Source organism: Paenibacillus sp. FSL H7-0357 (assembly GCF_000758525.1).
In the GTDB taxonomy this organism is placed as follows: Bacteria; Bacillota; Bacilli; order Paenibacillales; family Paenibacillaceae; genus Paenibacillus_AQ.
Window position 1 is genome coordinate 483833 of sequence record NZ_CP009241.1, and the last position, 18936, is coordinate 502768.

The window sequence follows — 18936 nt, forward strand, 5'->3', positions numbered from 1 at the left end:
TAAGTAGTCGTACTAACGGTGAGGTGAACGTTACAGCGTGAAACTGGGCAAGCGTACTCGGGATATATGGGAATCATTTTTTTATTGGTGGGGGAGGCGTTCACTGCAAAGCCGCTTAATCGCCGCATATATTTTTATTATTTTGGGCCCCTGTTTAATGGTGTCCTTTTATTCGTATAAGGCTATCAACAATACTTATTTCAAGGATGCTATCGACAAGAACAGCTATCTGCTGCAGATGGAGAAGCTGCATATCAATAATCAGGTCGAAGCGATGGAACGTGCGGTTCAAATGGCCTATGAGGATAAGGAGGTACAGGATTATCTGGCAAATACGGAAGAACCGGATCTGGTAGAGTTAGTGGATTTTAATACCAATGTCTTTACGAATATGACACGCATCCAATATAACAATCCGAACATCGAACACTTGCGCTTGTATTCGAATAGTAATGTTCATGAGATTTCGCCCATTATCTTCCGTGAAAGTCGTGTAGCCTCTGAGCCTTGGTACCAGAAAGCAGAAAAGCTGAAGGGGAAATTTTCGTGGTCTTTTCTAAATAGTGACCGGGATCTGCTGGAGCGTTTTTACGGACAAAAACCAAAGCTTGTGCCAAAAGTATCGCTGCTGCGTGAAATGAGTATTCCAGCGGATAACCATATCGGAATGGTTCAAGTCGACATGCTGCTGGAGCGGTTTACGCCTAAGACTTATACAACTGTACAGGATAGCCAATCTCAAATGTTTCTGGTTGATGGGGAGATGCAGCTGTTTACGCGGCCAGACCACTCTTTTCTGCAAGAGAACAGGAAGATGGCTGCAGCAATTACGGATCGTCTGCAATCGTATAATAAGACAGGGAATTGGGATATTCACTATACGGAGAACGGAAAGTCTTTTCTGTTGATTAATACTCCGCTGGAACGGATTGATGCGCACCTGCTTAATGTAGTCTCCATGGAAGGCGTCATGAAGGAGATTTCACATACACGGAATTTAATTATCGGCGTTAACATCGGTTTTATTATATTAGTGACCGTTATTGCTTACGTGCTTAATGCATTTATTCTTAAGAACTTGCGCCGCTTGACCGAAACGATGAAAAAAGTGCGTAGAGGTGAGGCGTACACGGGAATTACGATCCGGGGCGGCGGGGAAGTGGGCGAACTCGCGCATCATTTCTCAAAGCTGATGAATACGATTAATACTTTGGTTGCTCAAGCCGTACAGAAGCAAGCTCTATCCAAGGAGGCAGAGCTTCGTACATTACACAACCAGATCGATGCCCATTTTCTGTATAATACACTCGAAAATATTAAAATGCTGGCTGAAATGGAGAATCAGCGTACGATCTCCGATGCACTGACCTCGCTCGGCGGCATGATGCGTTATAATTTCAAATGGTCTGGCGAGTATGTAAAGCTGCGTGATGAAGTCCGCCATATCGAAAATTACATTGAAGTGATGAATATCCGCTTCGAGTATCCTATTGTTTTGAAGCTTCGCATTGAAGCTCGCTATTTAGAGCTGGAGGTACTGAAGATGTCATTACAGCCTATAGTTGAGAACAGTGTTAAGCATGCCTGGACCGGAGATAAAGAGGAAATGAAGGAGAGAATCATCTGTATTGATATCTCGGAATCCGAAGGCGATATCTTTATAGCTGTCCATGATAATGGGATCGGGCTTACGGCGGAGCGGTTGGCCACTTTGAACGAGAGCGTGTACGCTGTCAAAGAAGAGCAGCCGGCCGCAAGCTTTAGCGGTACGGGAGCTAATAATCCTAGAGCAAGCGGAATCGGGCTAAGGAATGTGCACCAGCGGCTGCAGCTATTTTATGGCGGCGCTTACGGGCTGGAAGTGCAGAGTGAGCCAGGGAAATGGACTACGGTCTTCATGACGCTGCCTAAAGTTCTTTTGACGGGGGATAAACAACCATGATGAAACTGCTGATTGTAGATGATGAAAAAATGATCCGCCAGGGCCTGCAAGCGATGATCGAAAGGGAATATCCGTCGCAGTATAGTATTGCGCTGGCAGGTAATGGTGCGGAGGCGCTGGAGCTGTTCAGGCAGGAACACAGAGACATTATTATTACGGATATCCGCATGCCGGTCATGGATGGCATTGCACTGCTGGAGCACTTGTCTGCGGAGGCAGCGCCGGGTGAAGACCCGGCTGTTGTCATCCTGAGCGGCTATGATGATTTTGAATATGCCAAAAGTGCCATCCGCTTCCGTGCCAAGGATTACTTGCTAAAGCCTATCCGCCGGGATGAGCTGTTCAGTATTCTGGAGCAAATCGTTCAGGAGAAGAAGGAGCGTGAGTCCGGCGTCCACAGACTGGAGCTAGAAACGGAGGGTTTCCGCAGGGAGCTGCGTTCTGCCCGTTTGAAGGGACTGCTGATGCCGCAGAAGGTGCAGCCATCGCCCGAACAGCAAGAGGAACTGGGCCGGTTGGAGCTGCCTTTTACAGTTGGTGTACTGAATTATTATTATAGTGACGGCGCGCGAATGAAGCCGGAGGAAGTGCAGGGGATGGCCGAACGGCTGGTCGGTCCGCTGGAACAGAAATTTATCGAGATTCTGACGGATTGGGAGGGGAAGCTGGTGCTGGTCGGCGGCGGCAGGGAAGGTTTTCTGGAGCTGTCCCGGCAAGCCGGGGCCAGGGAGCTGAAGGGGCTGCTCATCGGTATAGGCAGCAGAGGCTGCAGTCCGGAGGAATTCCAGACCTGCTACAAAGAAGCCTGCCGTGCGCTGCAATATACCTTCCTGTCTCCGCAGGCAAGCTTTATGGATTATACCGATATCCAGGCCGACCGGCTTAGCTTTCCGTCACCGGACGAAGAACTGCGCAAGCTGCTCAACATGCTGGGCACAGACCGTGAGAAGGAGATCAGGAATCTCCTGGGCGTTATTTTTCAGATCGAGCATTTGCCGCAATTGGATTTGGCTTACCTGGAGAGTGTGGGCCGGAGTATGAATGAACGTGTGCTGGATGAGGTGTTCCGGGTACACGGAGAGGCCTCCGTAGAGGTACTGAAGCTGTATCGTACGGTCGGTGATTTGTACAATTACCGCCATTTCCATGACTATTACCGTGCACTGGAGCATTTGCTCATCAGTATAAACGATTATATTATAGGCATTAGGACTGCTCATAGTGAGCATGCCGATATGGAAGAGGCACTGGCTTACATCGAGGAGCATTATTCCCGCCCGCTGAATATGGCGATGGTCAGCAATTACGTTTCGCTTAGCTACTCCTATTTCAGTGAAGCCTTTAAGGCTTATACTGGCGAGAGCTTTGTCGTATACTTGAAAAAGGTCCGCATCCGCCATGCAAAGAAACTATTGTCCGAAAACTGCATCAAGCTGGCGGAGGTGTCTGAGGCTGTCGGGTTCGAGAACAGCAAGCAGTTTGCCCGCGTATTTAAGGAACTGGAGGGCATCTCCCCGGGGGAATTCCGGATGAAGCAGCTGGAGAGGACGCCTTCCCGCGCGGATAACAAGGAATTCTATTAGCTGTTTGGAGGGTTTAAAGTGGAAGAAATACAAGGGGATTTGATTACGGTTGAGACGCTTGCGGCAGATCTCCGGAAGCTGGGAGTAACCGAAGGTATGACTTTGCTGCTGCATTCGTCCTTTAAATCGCTGGGCCAGTGGGTAGCCGGCGGACCGGTGGCGGTTATTCTCGCCCTGGAGCAGGTGCTGGGAGAGGAAGGGACGCTCGTGATGCCTACCCACTCCTCCGATCTCACCGATCCGGCCGGCTGGAGCAATCCGCCGGTGCCCAAGGAATGGTGGCAGAGTATCCGGGAGCAGATGCCGGCCTATGATCCGGACATGACGCTGCTGAGGGGAATGGGGATCATACCCGACTGCTTCCGCAAGCAGAAGGGGGTTAGGCGCAGCAGCCATCCAATCCATTCCTTCGCCGCATGGGGGAAACACCGGGATGTGATTATTGACAGCCATGCGCTGGATTTTGCCTTGGGGGAGCATTCTCCCCTCGCCCGGATCTATGATCTGAATGGAAGCGTGCTGCTGCTCGGAGTGGATCATGTCAACAATACCTCACTTCATCTGGCCGAGCACCGGGCCAGTTATGCCGGGAAGCAGGAGGTCACCGCCGGAGCGCCAATGCTGGTGAACGGAACCAGACAATGGGTGGAATTCAGAGATTTCAACTGGGATTCGGATGACTTCGCAGCGCTTGGCGAGGAATTTGGCCAAGATACGGGGCGGATTACATATGGTATGGTTGCCGCCTCTGCAGCTCAGCTGATTCCGCAGCAGGAGATTGTTGATTATGCGGTGAAGTGGCTGGAGAAGAAGCGGAATCTTTGAATCCGCCGGAATGAATGAATCACGAACAATCTGAACCAGGAAAAGGGGAGCGAACATGGGGACGACAACAATATATCTCACACGGCATGGACAGACGGAGTGGAATGTCCAGCAGCGGATGCAGGGACATCAGGATTCGCCGCTTACGCCGCTTGGCGTGCAGCAGGCGGAATGGTTGAACCGTGGATTAAACAAGGTACAGATTGATGCCGTCTACGTAAGCTCCAGTGAGCGGACCCTGCGGACGGCAGAGATTATCTGTGGAGAACGAACGCTCCCGGTAATCGCTTGCGATGAATTCAAGGAGATCCGAATGGGCTTGTGGGAAGGCTGCGAGTCTGCGGAAATTGAGCTTGCTCATCCGGAGCAGCATCATCATTTCTGGAAAGACCCGGAGAAATTCTCTGTTGAAGGCAGCGAGACGTTCCGGGAGGTGCAGGAACGGGCACTGCGGAAGCTTCTGGAGATTGTGGACAAGCATGAAGGGCAAACTGTACTCATTGTTACGCATACTGTAGTGATTAAGGTGCTGATGGCCCATTTTGAAGGCAGGGCAATGAAGCAGCTATGGGATCTGCCATATATTTATCCGACCTGCCTGTGCAGAATTGATATTACGGACGGTGTGCCGGAAATTGTGCTGCATGGCGATACGAGCCATTATGAAACAAGCGAAGCCGGAATGGAATCCTAGCTGATTCGTGATTTGTGTTCCTATAAATTATTAATCAAATAGATGCGGCCAACAGGCGATGATCCGGGAATCCGGCATCGCCTGTTTCCGGTGGACTGATCTGAGCATTTATTTGTTCCGTCACTGTTCGGCGATTGCGCTTTGCGCTACAAAGGTCCCGCCGCTCTGCCGGGTCTTAGCTTCAAGTGCTGACAGGTCGCCGTCCAGCGCCTTCAGGCCCGGGAGCAGCAGCGCCAGTCCGGCACAAAGGAGAGGAAGCAGCCCGGCGGCCAGGAACAGTGCAGGCACGCCGTAAAGCTCGGCGACGGCTCCGCCTGCAAAAGCGCCAAAGGGCTGCAGGCTGCCGCCGATCAGGAAGCGGATCGAGTTGACCCGGCCCTGCAGGTTGCCGGGAACCAGCCGGCCATGCAGGGAGGAGCTTAACGAGCCGAAGAAGGGGCCCAGGACTCCGGCAGCGAACACGGCAGCGAGCGCAAACGGAAAGCTCGGAATCAGGCCCCAGAGCGCAGTGGAGAGCCCGATGGCTCCCAGGCTTCCCAGCATCACGAAACGTCTTCGTTTGATTTCACCCAGCAGGGAAATTATGCCGAGTCCGGCTAAGGTTCCAAGTGCGGAAGCTGTTGTTAGTGTACCCATAGCCGCCGCGTCACGGTGGAGTACCTCGCGTACATAGGGAACCATCATAGTCCAGACGGAAACGGAGCTTAAGTTGCTGATGGAGGCCATCATCATAATGGTCAACATCGCCGGAAACTGCTTGTAGAAGGTGAAGCCTTCGGCAATCTCGCGCATATAAGCCGGTATGGAGAAGGTGCCGGAGCGCGGCGATGGCTTCGGCATCTTCGGCAGGCACAGCAGGGTGGCTATAGCAGCGGTATAACAAACCGCGTTGATGCCAAGCGCCGGCAGGGCACCGCTGGCGGCGGTCAATACTCCGGCCAGCGCCGGGCCCAGCAGCGCGGCCGCGCCCTTGCAGCCGTCGATAATGGCGAAGGCGCGCATCAGCTTCCGGCTGTCGGCGACGCCGGGAATCACCGCCATGGCCGTCGGCATGAACAGCGCGGCGCAGGCCCCGCTGAGGCTGGCGGCGGCGAAGAGATGCCAGAGCTCCAGCTTCCCGGCCAGGCCCATGCCCAGCGGCAGCGCAATCGCCAGCAGGCGGATAGCCGCCAGGCAGGCCATGAAGCGCACGCGGTGCAGCCGGTCGGACAGCGGCGAGCCCAGCAGGCGCAGAAGCAGCTCCGGAATGCCGGAGCTGAGGGCCAGTGCCCCCATAGCCAGCTTGGAGCCGGTCAGCTCGTAGACCAGCCATTCCATGGCCAGCAGGCCAAAAGCATCCCCGAAGGCGCTCAAAGATATGGTGGACAACAAACCATAATAGCTGCGTTTTTTCACAGGATGTACTCCCCTTTCAAGGCAAACCCTACTAGATCAGTTCCAATCACTGCATCAGCTCTCCAGGTAGGCCCCGATCTGATGAGGCAGATTGTCCAGTGCTTCAAGGCGCAGACTGTACGATACGCTTTTTCCGCTGGAGTGGACAATGACGAGACCAGCTGCACGCAGAGCGATAAGATGATAATGAATCGTGCTTTTGGACAGGCCGACCTGCTTGACGATCTCGGTGAAGTTCAGCTGTTTGCCTGCAAGCAGGCGGAGAATGTACAGCCGCGTCTCATCGGACAGCGCCCGGGTAAGCCGGAGCAGTGCGGGAGCCGGACGTCCTTCTTCCGGAGGAAGAACATCACAGGAGTAGCTGGTAAATACAAATTCATCGTACATAGCGGAAGTAACCAGAGGCCGGGGATGATATTGCGGAATAATAATCACCTGCTTCAGCTGCTCGGCAGGATACAGCCGCATGCCCTCGGTTGCCTGTTCGAAGACCTCCATGTCATTCCCGCCGTTCAGCATCGCCCGTCTGGCTTCAGCCTCCCGGCTTAACCCTTCAAGGATTTCGGGATTGATTCCACTGAAATAACCTGCATCCCAGGCACGCAGAATTTCAGAGATGGAGTTCCGCAGCTCCGTAAGATTGGACGGGACGGATTGTCCGAAGCGTCCGGCAATCTCAAACAGCTCACCCGCAGACAGATCCTCGAACCAGTGCATAAAGCCGCTGACCGAACGGTCCCCCGGACAACTCCAAATATACGGCGCCAAACTGAAATCCTCGACAAGGGTAATAATCTCCCGCATTCTCTGGAGCTGCACCGGTGCAAATCTGGCCTGGACCTCACGGACCCAGAGCTTTCCTCCATCCATGGCATTATGATTCTGCTTCCAGAGAAAAGCGTTCAGGCTCGCGATACATTCATACATGGGCGCAAAGTCGACTTCTACTTTGTACATTGTTGGGGTTCCTCATTTCCTTCTGTAAATGTGTGTGCAAGATATTTGTTCTATAAATATAGAACTATTTATTTGTTTTATTATATGCGAACTAAATAATAATTTCAATATAAAGGAAAAATAAAAAAAGGCGGTTCCACAGGACGCCATTTGCGCCTTTGGAACCGCCTTTTTATGCTGCTGTAAAAGTTGTCTTAGCTTAGTTGATGAACTGAAGGGACTTCAGAGTCTTCTCCAGCATGGTAACTGCTTCCGCGCGGGTAGCAGACATTTGTGGAGCGAATGAGCCGTCCGCTCTGCCCTGGATGATGCCCGCTGCAGCAATTTCCTCTACCGCACTTTGCGACCATGCGGCAATGTCGGCGGCATCGCTGAATTTCGCAAGCCGGGCCGGATCGGCAGTTAAGGTTGCCCCGGTGTACTTCATCGCCTTCGACAGAATGGAGGCCATCTCCTGACGGGTGATTGGACTGTTCGGCTTAAAGCTGCCGTCTGTGTAGCCCGTGATCAGGCCCGCTGCGGCTGCTGTGTGAATGGCATCGGCATACCATGCGCTTACACTGACATCACTGAAGGCTGCTCCGCTGCTTGTTGCCGCAAGGCCAAGGGAGCGTGTGATCAGTGCCGCAAATTCCGCCCGTGTCACCTTCTGGGCAGGGGAGAACGCCGTATTGCTGGTTCCGGTAATGATCAGCTTGGAGGCCAAGAGATCAATGGCCGACTTGGCCCAGTGCCCCGTGATGTCTCCGAATGTTTTGGCTGATTTCACAACCGTGTAATAGCTGTTGCTGTTCCGTTTAATGGTGACATCGGTAGTTCCGTCAGCCTTTGTTGTAAAGAGAGAAGGCACGAAGGAAATTTTGCCTGTTGCCGGATCAAAGGATACCGCTGTTGCACTCTCGGAGTTCAGTTTTCCTGGAGCAGTGATACTCCGCTTCACATAAGTGCTTCCGAAGCTGTTGAGCGGCACGCTGTTAGTTCCCGCTTGTGCGGTAATGCTGAATTCAATGACCGGAGCCGCCAGAGTGACGGAACCGGCTTGGGAAGCCAGCGCCTGATTCACGCTGCTGAGTGTTGCCGGACTTGCCAGCAGCATGGAAACTGTAATCGTAAAGTCCGTGGTGCCAAGCTGCGCAGCCAGTGCTGTTCCGTTCAGGACACTTAACGGAAGCGAGTAGGAAGCTCCCTGTGAAGTGAACGTAAGAACTGTCGCAGGGTTGGTTGCAGCCTGCTTGACCAGCACGCTGCCTGGCAGTACAACCTGTACTCCGCCTGCAGTGACAGTAACCGGAATGACGAGCTCATTGCTGCCGCTAGGCAGTGATGCCAATTTGCCAGTCAGATCGGCTGCTGTAATTGTAGTCACCTGCGGTGCTGCTGATGGTGCCGGTGTTGCACTAGGTGCCGGTGTCGGCGTTGGCAGCGATCCGCCACCAGTTGAAGGTGTTGTTGTTGGCGTCGATCCTTTCAGATCGGTAATACGGCCTTCCGTAGCAGGGTTAACAGTGCCGGATTTTTTCAGATAGTCGGTAAAGACCTCATAATCCGGCAGGTACAGTTCATAGAACCGGCCGTCTGCCTTAGCTGTAGCCAGTGAGCGGTAGAAATCTCCGCCGCCTGCCATGAAGGAGTTCGTGGACAGGATATAGTAAGCTGCAGGGTCAATGGCAACGTAGCTGCCATCTGCTTGTTTAATATCAACCGAAACTATGCGCGCCCCTTCCTGCTCCAGAACGTTTGTAGTTGCATTGATTTTTTCTGCCGGTTTGGTGGAGTCGTAGGTATAGCGCATACCCGAAACCTGTGCGAACCGTCCTTGGTCGGTTTCAAGTCCGCTGACACTGTTCTCCAGAGAATCAATAATCTCTTGTCCGGTAACCTTGAGAGCTACCAGACTGTTGGAGAACGGCATTACAGTCAGCACTTCACCAAGTGTAATGTCTCCCTGATCAATGCCGGCACGGATGCCGCCGCCATTCTGAATAGCGACAAAGCCTTTAATCGTGGATAGATCTTCGGCAGAAATCAGCTTGCTTACCAATTCCTTGGCTTTGGCGTTAATGCCGTCGGCAATGAGATTGCCCAGATTGGTTTCTTCCTTGCGTACAACACGGGTTGTTTTTCCGTCTACAAGTCGTTCATAGACCAGAGGCACATCGGTTTTGCCGACAAGGGTCTGGCGGATTTCCGCAAGCTGCACGTCATATTTGGCCAGCATTTCCTTAGCGGCCGGATCATCGGCGAACTTGCTTACGTCCAGCAGCTTGCCCGTATAGTTGGTAATAACGCCGTTGTCGTCGAATTCAACATCCAGTTCGCCGAGGTTCTGGCCATACTCACCGGTCTGTACAACCAGTGTCGGTTCGCCGTCTTTATTGAAGATTACAGGAGCGTCCAGCTTGGTATGGGTGTGCCCGCCGACAATTACGTCGATGCCAGGCACCTGAACAGCCAATTGCTGATCCATGTTGTACCCCAGATGGGAGACAGCAATGATTTTGTTGATGCCTTGTTCCTTCAGTGCTTTCACTGTGTTCTCTGCGCTTGTTTTGTAATCTTTAAAGGCAATCTTGTCACCCGGTGAAGACAAGCCCACGGTATCCTCGGTGGTGAGTCCGAATATGCCGATTTTTTCACCATACACATCCTTAATGACCGAAGGATAGATGTGGCCATCCAGTGCTGGTGTGGCGGTAGTGCCGCCGGTTTGATTTACAAAAATATCCTTCAGCTCGTTATCCTTGCTCGTGAAGTCGATATTTGAGCTGATGAACGGGAACTTGGCCTCATTAATAAACGTTCTTAATGCAGGCAGTCCTTTATCAAACTCATGATTTCCGAAGGTCATAGCGTCATAACCGATATAGTTCATGAATTCAAGATCAGCCAGTCCTTCGAATTTCGTAAAATACAGTGTGCCGGAGAATACATCCCCTGCATCAAGCAGGATGGAGTTGCCGGTCCGTTCTTGCTTGATCGCTGTCATCCGTTTAACTACAGTTTCCAGATGGCTGTGCGTATCGTTGGTGTGCAGAATGCGTAAAGAGAAATCTTCGTCCGGTGACGGAGTTCCCTTCAGGTCCGTGATACGGCCCTCGACTTCGACATTGACCGGTTTATGCTTATTCAAATAGGACAAGAGAACCTCGAAGTCCGGAAGACCAAGCTCATAATAACGTCCGTCTGCCTTGGCAGCAGCCAGGGCACGATAGAAGTCTCCGCCGCCTGCCATGAAGGAGTTCGTGGACAGAAGATAGTAAGCGTTCGGATCAACCGGTGCGTAGGAGCCGTCAGCCTGCAGGATATCGACGGATACGATACGTTCCCCGGTTTGTGTTACTTTGCCTGTTATGGGATCCACAATTTCAGGTGTTTTCGTGGAATCATACGTGTATTTCATGCCGGAAACCTGAGCAAAACGTCCTTGGTCGGAGCTCAGGCCGCTGACCGAGTTCTCCAGAGAGGAGATGATTTCCGAGCCCGTTACCTTGAGCGCAGCAAGGCTGTTGGCGAAAGGCAGTGTGGTCAGCACTTCGCCCATCGTGATGTCGCCTTTGTCGATGGCTGCACGGATGCCGCCGCCATTCTGGATGGCCACAACGCCCTTAATGGAAGCAAGGTCGCTCTCCGGCACAAAATTCGGCATAAGCTCTTTAACTTTTTCCGCGATACTGTCGGCAATCATGTTGCCGATCGGTGTTTCTTCCTGACGTACAACACGTACAGACTTACCGTCGATGGTGCGGTTGGTGTAGAGGTCGACGTCAGTGAAGCCTACGACTTCGCTGCGGACAGCTGCCAATTCAGCGTCGTAAGGAGCAAGCAAAGCTTTGGCTGCAGCATCCTCGCCGAATAGATTAACATCCAGCAGTTTGCCGTTGTAGGCGAGAATTTCACCGTCTTTATCAAAGGTTACGTCCAATTCGCCGAGGAATTGGCTGTATTCACCGGTCTGCACGATCAGTACATTCTTGCCGGTTCCGGCATTAACAATTGGCGTCGGAGGATTATCGACCTTCGTATGCGAATGTCCGCCAACGATAATGTCAATTCCGGGAACAGCCTTCGCCAGTTCCTGATCAACAGTGTAACCCAGATGGGTAACGGCGATGATCTTGTTAATTCCCTGGTCCTCCAGCATTTTAACTGTGTTTTTGGCGCTTTCTACATGGTCCTTGAAGCTGATTTTATCACCTGGCGATGCCAGTCCAACGGTGTCCTCGGTTGTTAGGCCAAAAATACCGATTTTCTCGCCGTAAATATCTTTTATGACCGCAGGATAAATGTTGCCATCCTTGGCCGTGCTCAGGGACTCGTCGGTTTCCAGCGTTCCGATCGTATTGTGATAGAGCTCCGCGAGTTCACTTTTCTTCGTAGTGAAATCGATGTTGGAGCTGGCGAACGGGAATTTGGCTGCCGTCACGAAGTCCTTCAGCACTTCCGGCTGATCCTTGTTCAGATCAAACTCATGGTTGCCGAATGTCATCGCGTCATAGCCGATGTTGTTCATGAACTTGATATCTGCCTGCCCCTTGAACTGGGTAAAATACAAGGTTCCGGAGAACACGTCCCCTGCATCCAGCAGCACCGTGTTGCCTGTGCGTTCGCTGCTGATCGCCGACGTGCGTCTGGTTACATTCTCCAGGTGGCTGTGCGTATCATTTGTGTGCAGCACACGCAGGTTGAAAGTGTCGGCACCGAAGTCAATTTGAGTCAGCAGCGGGTCATGGTCGCTTACCCGTCCTTCTTCTTCCTGGAAGTCGGCATTGATGTGCACGATGTCGAGTGTGGATCTGGAGGCCAGCTTATTGTTGACCAGCATGTGATCCAGCGTTTGGGAATTGCCCTCATAAATATAGGAGTAGCGCTCTCCCAGAGGCAGGGTGTCGATCAGATTGGTCAATGCGCTGCCTTTCAGGACCTTTAGTGTATTCGAGAACTGGAAGTCATTCAGATCGCCAAGCACGACGATATTGGCATCCGGATTCTTGGTCAGGACATCTGACACGAAGCCATTTACCACGTTGGCGATTTCCGCCCGTTGGGTTTCACTTGCCTTAACCGGAGGCTGTGTGCCGCCATAAAGGCCAGTATCGCCTGTTTTGGAATTGAAGTGATTAGCGATAACCATAACTTTTTCATTGTTAAACATAAATTCGGCCGCAAGCGGCTTGCGGGAACTCTTGAATGCGGAGTGGGTTGGATCAATCCGGCCCGGATTCAGGCTGAGTCCGCCGTCTTTAGTGTAAGCAACTGCTGTTGTTGCGTCGCCTTTGCTGGCTGATCCAGCCAGTTTAACGCGTGCAGTGTTGTAAATAAATCCGGCCCGGATGTTAGCGCCTGGTGCACCGCCATCCATGTTGTTTGCAGGGGAGATGTCAGTATAAGCATAGACTGGACCGCCTTGTGCTGTGATGGCGTCGATCAGCGCCTTGTAGCTCTCAGCTGCATCGACATTGCCGCTGTCCGTGGCACCGTCGTTGTCCTGGATTTCCAGCAGGCCGACGATATCCGGTGTTTTCAAATTGCTTACAATGGATTTAGCCACATTGTTAATTTTAGTGGAGGAGTTGGATTTGGAGAAATTCTCCACATTAAATGAAGCGACCGTCAATTTGTCCGCTTCGGCTGTCAAAGCGGTAGTTTCCCGGTCCTTGGAGGTTCCCGGGTTTACCGCAGGCAGTTCGCTATCCGGACGCACTTTGAAATTTCCGTAATCATAGCCGAGAATACCGGTGATGTTGCCGGCAAAAACCTGCCCTGTTTTGACCGGGCTGCTTGGTTTCTTGGCAATCAGAATCCGCTGGGGATTATAGTCTGCTCCTGTCAGGACCAGACCGCCCGCCGGGGAGCTGACTTCTGTCGTGCTGGTACCGTTGTTTACGGTAACCGGAATTTCATGATCATAAGGTCCGATAATCTTTGGGGTATTGAGCTGAACGCGCATGCCTTCAAGGCTCTCGTAGAAGTCGAGCGCATATTTGGCAGGTTCAAGCTCTTTGCTCAAACCGGCCGAAATGACAGCAGTGGGAATAGCGCGGCCACCGGTGCCAAGAACGGTAGCAGCGGGAAGAGCGTTTCCGGAAGATATGACTTTTGCCTGAGCTGCGGCAATTTCCGTAGTCAGCAGATCGGAGGCGCCATCATATCCGCCTTCCTTATATTCCTTGACCGTTCCGTCCACGAGCACGGAATCACCAACCTTCACCTTGTTCCCGGGAAGGTAGACCATGATCGCCTCGGAAGTCCGGACATCGCTGTCTGGCGTCGGGTTCTGGATATAGAAGGTGCTGCCGCTTGTGTAAGTCACAATGCCCGGCACGCCTTTCACCAATTGACCAGTATAAGTAGAGGATTGGACGGTGCCCTGGATCTGGGGAATCGTCAGTCCGCTCACGGCATCCTTGGTCGTATAGTTAAACTGTGAAATATCGCTGTCGGGTTTGCCTTCTTCTTTAGAGAAAGCTTTGATCAGGATACTGTCATCCTGCAGAACAATCGGGGCATTATACCATGCGTAATCTGCTAAGGCGTCAGTGCTGCCATTTGCATATACACTGTAGTATACGCTTGCGGTTACACTGCTTGTAGTAAGGGCGAGTTCAGTTCCCTTGCCCACGAGCAGGCCGGAAGCGATGGATGCGGCAACGGCCGGAGATTTGGGGTCGACTACCCCGGAACCGGAACTGCGCGGATCTGGTGCTTGTGTAGTAATAAAGTCGGTAGAGTTCTGGTTAGTATCCAATCCGCGGTTACCTGACGGCAATACAAGGGACTGTTGGCGTGTTGCTGCGGTTGCGTTGGTCAGGGCAGGAGCCGCCGCTGTACCCTCAAAAAAGTTAGCAGTGCCGTATCCAATAAGGTCAACCTGGGTATCGGTACTGTTCAATAAATCGACTTTACCGTTGGTGGCACTCAGATTGATAAGCGAAGAAGGGATGAGATCGGGGGTAGGCAAGGCATCTCCAGTATTTCCTCCTGCGCCCATGATTAAATAGTAACCGTTGGCTGGAAGGGTACCGGCGAGAGGGATGTTGTTGGTGCCGAATGATCCGGCACTGCTGGCATATCTAACCTTCCAGCCAGTCAGATCGACAGCTGTATCGGTCGGATTATAAAGCTCAATGAAGTCATTTTTGTACTTGGCTCCGGAGTTTCCTCCGCCGCCATATACCTGGGAGATTACGGGTGAGCTGTTATCCTCGGCCGCAGAAGCGGTCTGTGGTGCGGGCAGGGCAATACCGGTAACGAGCAGCATTGAGAGTGCCGCAGACCACCATTTTTTTTGCCTTGATGAGATTTTCATTTGTTCGAATCTTCTCCTCTCGTTTACGATAATCACTCAACCTAACCTAACTCTATCATTTGTTCATTAAATGATAGGTTGTCTACCATTAAATATATATTAAACATGGGTTGAATAACATAGAAATATTGGAAGTTTTGGTTCAGAGCACAAAAGACGATGATATTTTTCTCGTTCAATCCAAAGAGTTGTGTTGAATTTATGAAATGATAGGTTTGAGACTATCTTTTTCTAATTTAGCTAGTGTTATCTGTATGTTATGTTTATGTGAAAAGAACATAAAAATGCCCCCGGCCGCAGTAAGGCCAAGGGCATTTATGAAACGATAAAAAGATTTGCAGGATCGTATTCTGCTATTTCTCTGTCTGTGCCGGAGCAGGGAGGGAGTCTAAGCCCCCCATATAAGGCTGGAGCGCCTTTGGAATATAAATCGTTCCGTCCTCCTGCTGATGGTTCTCGAGCAGCGGAATCAGAATCCGCGGCGTAGCCACTGCGGTGTTGTTCAAGGTGTGACAGTACTGCAGCTGTCCGTCCTCATCCCGGTAACGGATGCCCGAACGGCGGGCCTGGAAATCGAGCAGGTTCGAAGCCGAATGGGTCTCCCCATAAGCGCCTCTGCTGGGCATCCAGGTCTCGATGTCGTATTGCTTATGCGTTTTCAGCGCCATATCACCGCTGCAGACGGCCACGACCCGGTAAGGCAGCTCGAGCAGCTGCAAAATATGCTCGGCATTCGCCAGGATTTCCTGCAGCATTTGCTCCGAGACCTTGTTATCGCCTCTGCATAACACAACCTGTTCGATCTTCGAGAACTGATGCACGCGGTACAGGCCGCGCACATCGCGTCCCGCTGAGCCGACTTCGCGGCGGAAGCAGGTGGACATCCCGGCTAACCGCATAGGCTCCGCAAGATCGACAATCTCATCGCTATATAATGAAACAAGCGACACTTCCGAGGTTCCGGCCAGCCAGCGTTTTTCACCGGCCAGCTCATAGGTCTGATCCATGCCGCCGGGGAAAAATCCCGTCCGCTCCAGCGCCTCCGGCCGGACGATGACCGGCACATCCATTGTCGTGAAGCCGCGTGCTGCCAGCACATCCAGGGCCAGCCTCTGCACAGCGAGATGCAGGTTCAGACCCGCACCTTTCAGCACATAGCTGCGCGGTCCGCCAGCCTTGACGCCACGCGGTATATCGATGATATCATGCAGTTCGCCGAGCTCGACATGATCGCGTGGCGCGAAGCCGAAATCCGGCAGCGCACCGGTCCGCCGCAGCTCCACATTCTGGCTGTCATCGCCGCCGATAGGCGTATCACCCGATACCGGGTTCGGGGCGAGCAGCAGCAGCTCTCCGCAGCGGCGGTCCGCCTCCGCCAGATCAGCTTCAAGCTTGCCCAGCAGGGCGTTGATCTTCCGCACCTGTTCCTTGGCAGCTTCTCCGCCTTGGGTGTCACCTTGTCGCAGCAGCTGTTCCACTTCTTTGGTCAGCGTGTTGCGCTGTGCCCGGTGCTGCTCCGTGTCCCGGCGCAAAACCCGCCGCTTATCGTCCCATTCCAGCAATTCATCCAGCGGGAAATCCACCTTTTTCCACACTGCCGTGTTTCTTACGAGTTCCTCATTCTCCCTGATCCAGTTCATGTCCAGCATACCGCTTCGCTCCTTTTGGTTTAAAAAAATGCAAAAAACGCCCTCATCCATGGGACGAGGAGCGTCAGCTCGCGGTGCCACCCAGGTTGACCGAATCCCTGTAAAGCTGCTTCAGTAGCGGAATCCGATCCTCTTTGGTCTTCGCGGTAACGGGCGAAACCCGGTAAACTTAGGGAACAAGTAAATGCTCCGGTCGCAGACGCCTCACGGTTGGATGCCGTTCATTGGCCTGGTCGGGATATAGTATTGCCGCTTATTATATCCCATGATTTTGCGGGGTGCAAGGGTAATTCCTGTTTGACATTAATCCTTGCTCTTTGATAGGATTATTACTAATTTAAAGTATTCAGGCTTGAGATCAGGTGCATCTTGCATATATTGTGAAATGAACGGAAGAGGTGGAGAAATGGGCAAAATAGTTGTGATCAACGGAACGCCGTCTCTGGTATCGCGGATCAACGCGGTTATTGAATATGCGGAGGACGATTTACGCGGGCGCGGGTTTGAGGTGGAGCGCATTAATGTCGCTGAGCTGCCGGCGGAGGATTTGATCCATACCAAGTTTGAAAGTGAAGCGATCGTCAAAGCCAATGGTCTTGTAGCCGAAGCAGATGCAGTAATCGTGGTTAGTCCGGTGTATAAAGCCTCCTATACAGGGGTGCTCAAGACCTTCCTCGATTTGATCCCGCAAAAAGGGCTGGCCGGCAAAATCGTGCTCCCGCTCTTTATGGGCGGTAGCCTGGCGCATTTGCTCACCATAGACTACGCACTGAAGCCTGTATTGTCCGTGCTCGGCGCGCGGCATATTCTGGGCGGCGTATATGCCGTGGACTCACAGGCTGTGCGGAGTGATCAGGGGATAGTTGAACTGGCTGAGGAACTCAAGCTGCGGCTGAACAGCGTTCTGGCGGAGCTGGCGGAAGAGACTGCGCATAAAGCGGCCCGCAAGGCCGGAGAGTAACCGGCTGCGCGAGCCATGCCTGTCGTACAATAATACCAAAGAGCTCCTTTTATCCGGTGGATTCAGGGGGCTCTTTGATGTGTGGAAGGGGGTGCTGCGCAAACTGGCTGCATCTCGTGCGGGATCATGAGGACGGTTCAAGTCCGTTTTATACCTGCTCTTAAATTGAGTAAATACCAGTATTTTCGAAATCTAAAGTTACAATAGCAGTTTCAAACTTAATTTCAAATAATATCAGGAAATCACCAGCCTGCTCAATGGTGTTTTTGTAGTCGGGAATTTTATGAACGAATCCGTCTTGTACATCATGAATGTTTTTTGCACTTTTTACAGCAAGACCTTCCGCTTTTACATGCTCATTGCCGCTGGATGGAATGGTTGTGAATGCCACTCTGTTGTTTTTTTCTATCTCATTGACTTTCTGATTGTCGGCAAACGTTGAAAAGAAAAGGGAATGTGATCTGTCATCGTAATAAAAATTTACAATTCTAACCTTCGGGTGGTTTTCTGCAATGGTTGCCAATGCTATTTCTGTTTGCTGTGCCATCATTCTTAGAAACTCTCTTTTCGTATCCACAATTATTCCTCCTTTAATATCTCCTGCATGTAAAGTATACTGCTGAAAGGTATCATATTTTGACACCTTTCAGAACGTGAGGAGATAACAAATGAAAAAGTCGGAACGGATAAACGATATGATTATTTTTTTGAACGGGCAGGAGCAATTTAACTTAAAGGACATTATGGACAGATACAATATCTCTAAAAGCACAGCCTTGCGGGATATCCAGTCATTAGAGGAAATAGGGATGCCTATCTTTTCTGAATTGGGGCGATACGGAAAATATGGGATCTTGAAAAATAGATTGTTGTCACCTATTGTGTTTACAGTAGATGAAGTATACGCTTTGTATTTTTCAATGCTGACACTAAAAACATATCAATCGACACCCTTTCATTTAAGTGTTGAAAAATTGAAGAAGAAGTTCGAATCCTGTCTTTCCAGTGAGCAGATACTAAGGGTCTTCCAAATGGAACGACTATTAAAGCTGGAGACATACAAGCATGCTAACAGCAGTCCTTTTCTCCAGGAAATTCTAAGAACTGCGCTGGAGGAAAAAGTATGCGAGCTTGGATATGCTAAAAATGGTGCCGGGGAATCCTATACGATTCAGTTTTTTGATATCTCAGCATCTTATGGACAGTGGTATGCCACAGGATTTAATTTTAAGAATAATCAGGTGCAGGTTTTTAGGTGCGACAAAATAATATCAATACAGGAATTGAAGGATCATCCTTCCAAAAAAGCGGAAGAGTTAACGTCATCCCCTGCTGACATGTATAAATTAGAGGGGGCCGTTGATTTTGAGGTGGAGATTTCGGAAAAGGCAGTGGATTTGTTCTATAAGGAGCATTATCCGTCTATGACGTTAAGTGTGAATAAGGAGAAATATGCAATCTGTGGATTTTATAATAAAGGAGAAGAAAAATTTATTTCGAGCTACTTCATCAAATATGGAACAGCTATTATCTCTATCCAGCCTTCTTGCTTGAAGAATTTAGTTGTTACTGAACTAGAGAGGATATCAGGATATTATAAAAAGCTGTGACTTTGAATAGCAGA

Annotated in this window: 11 protein-coding genes; 6 read left to right on the forward strand and 5 right to left on the reverse strand. The window is 51.3% G+C overall.

The window, feature by feature from the left end; translation table 11 throughout:
* Window positions 1–157 precede the first annotated feature (157 nt).
* Genes H70357_RS02170 through H70357_RS02185 form a run of 4 tightly spaced genes read left to right on the forward strand, consistent with a single transcriptional unit; the run spans window position 158 to window position 5044 of the window.
* Window positions 158–1942 carry a cache domain-containing sensor histidine kinase gene (locus H70357_RS02170; protein ID WP_231578366.1) on the forward strand — a complete coding sequence of 595 codons (1785 nt, stop codon included), beginning with the start codon at window positions 158–160 and terminating at the stop codon, window positions 1940–1942.
* On the forward strand, window positions 1939–3525 hold the full coding sequence (locus H70357_RS02175; protein ID WP_038585263.1) for a response regulator: 1587 nt from the start codon (window positions 1939–1941) through the stop codon (window positions 3523–3525). The genes H70357_RS02170 and H70357_RS02175 overlap by 4 nt, the downstream gene beginning before the upstream one ends.
* A gap of 18 nt (window positions 3526–3543) precedes the next feature.
* Window positions 3544–4350: an AAC(3) family N-acetyltransferase gene (locus tag H70357_RS02180; RefSeq protein WP_038585265.1), complete on the forward strand. Its 807-nt coding sequence runs from the start codon at window positions 3544–3546 to the stop codon at window positions 4348–4350.
* Window positions 4351–4405: 55 nt separating this feature from the next.
* On the forward strand, window positions 4406–5044 hold the full coding sequence (locus H70357_RS02185; protein WP_038585268.1) for a histidine phosphatase family protein: 639 nt from the start codon (window positions 4406–4408) through the stop codon (window positions 5042–5044).
* A 120-nt stretch (window positions 5045–5164) separates the two neighbouring features.
* Here H70357_RS02185 and H70357_RS02190 read toward each other — a convergent pair whose 3' ends face one another.
* The 4 genes from H70357_RS02190 to serS all read right to left on the reverse strand — a co-directional run bounded on the left by H70357_RS02190 (window position 5165) and on the right by serS (window position 16351).
* Entirely contained in the window at window positions 5165–6439 is a 1275-nt protein-coding gene (locus H70357_RS02190) for an MFS transporter (RefSeq protein ID WP_038585270.1), read from the reverse strand.
* A gap of 54 nt (window positions 6440–6493) precedes the next feature.
* Window positions 6494–7396 carry an ArsR/SmtB family transcription factor gene (locus H70357_RS34075; protein ID WP_052091764.1) on the reverse strand — a complete coding sequence of 301 codons (903 nt, stop codon included), beginning with the start codon at window positions 7394–7396 and terminating at the stop codon, window positions 6494–6496.
* Window positions 7397–7595: 199 nt separating this feature from the next.
* Window positions 7596–14702, reverse strand: coding sequence for a 5'-nucleotidase C-terminal domain-containing protein (locus H70357_RS34080; RefSeq protein ID WP_052091765.1), 7107 nt, complete (start codon window positions 14700–14702; stop codon window positions 7596–7598).
* 353 nt (window positions 14703–15055) lie between these two features.
* Entirely contained in the window at window positions 15056–16351 is a 1296-nt protein-coding gene (serS, locus tag H70357_RS02210) for a serine--tRNA ligase (RefSeq protein ID WP_038585272.1), read from the reverse strand.
* Window positions 16352–16757: 406 nt separating this feature from the next.
* On the opposite strand from serS, the gene ssuE reads away from it, so the two are divergent.
* Window positions 16758–17312 carry an NADPH-dependent FMN reductase gene (gene ssuE / locus H70357_RS02215; protein ID WP_038585274.1) on the forward strand — a complete coding sequence of 185 codons (555 nt, stop codon included), beginning with the start codon at window positions 16758–16760 and terminating at the stop codon, window positions 17310–17312.
* Window positions 17313–17472: 160 nt separating this feature from the next.
* Here ssuE and H70357_RS02220 read toward each other — a convergent pair whose 3' ends face one another.
* Window positions 17473–17889, reverse strand: coding sequence for a pyridoxamine 5'-phosphate oxidase family protein (locus H70357_RS02220; protein ID WP_038585276.1), 417 nt, complete (start codon window positions 17887–17889; stop codon window positions 17473–17475).
* Window positions 17890–17980: 91 nt separating this feature from the next.
* On the opposite strand from H70357_RS02220, the gene H70357_RS02225 reads away from it, so the two are divergent.
* Complete coding sequence (locus H70357_RS02225) at window positions 17981–18922, forward strand: helix-turn-helix transcriptional regulator (RefSeq protein WP_038585278.1); 942 nt, start codon at window positions 17981–17983, stop codon at window positions 18920–18922.
* Window positions 18923–18936: the final 14 nt, after the last annotated feature.

Coding starts and splice junctions, on each gene's coding strand:
- H70357_RS02185 (WP_038585268.1), top strand. CDS start 4,406: ATGGGGACGACAACAATATATCTCACACGGCATGGACAGACGGAGTGG.
- H70357_RS34080 (WP_052091765.1), bottom strand. CDS start 14,702: ATGAAAATCTCATCAAGGCAAAAAAAATGGTGGTCTGCGGCACTCTCA.
- H70357_RS34075 (WP_052091764.1), bottom strand. CDS start 7,396: ATGTACAAAGTAGAAGTCGACTTTGCGCCCATGTATGAATGTATCGCG.
- ssuE (WP_038585274.1), top strand. CDS start 16,758: ATGGGCAAAATAGTTGTGATCAACGGAACGCCGTCTCTGGTATCGCGG.
- H70357_RS02175 (WP_038585263.1), top strand. CDS start 1,939: ATGATGAAACTGCTGATTGTAGATGATGAAAAAATGATCCGCCAGGGC.
- H70357_RS02170 (WP_231578366.1), top strand. CDS start 158: ATGGTGTCCTTTTATTCGTATAAGGCTATCAACAATACTTATTTCAAG.
- serS (WP_038585272.1), bottom strand. CDS start 16,351: ATGCTGGACATGAACTGGATCAGGGAGAATGAGGAACTCGTAAGAAAC.
- H70357_RS02225 (WP_038585278.1), top strand. CDS start 17,981: ATGAAAAAGTCGGAACGGATAAACGATATGATTATTTTTTTGAACGGG.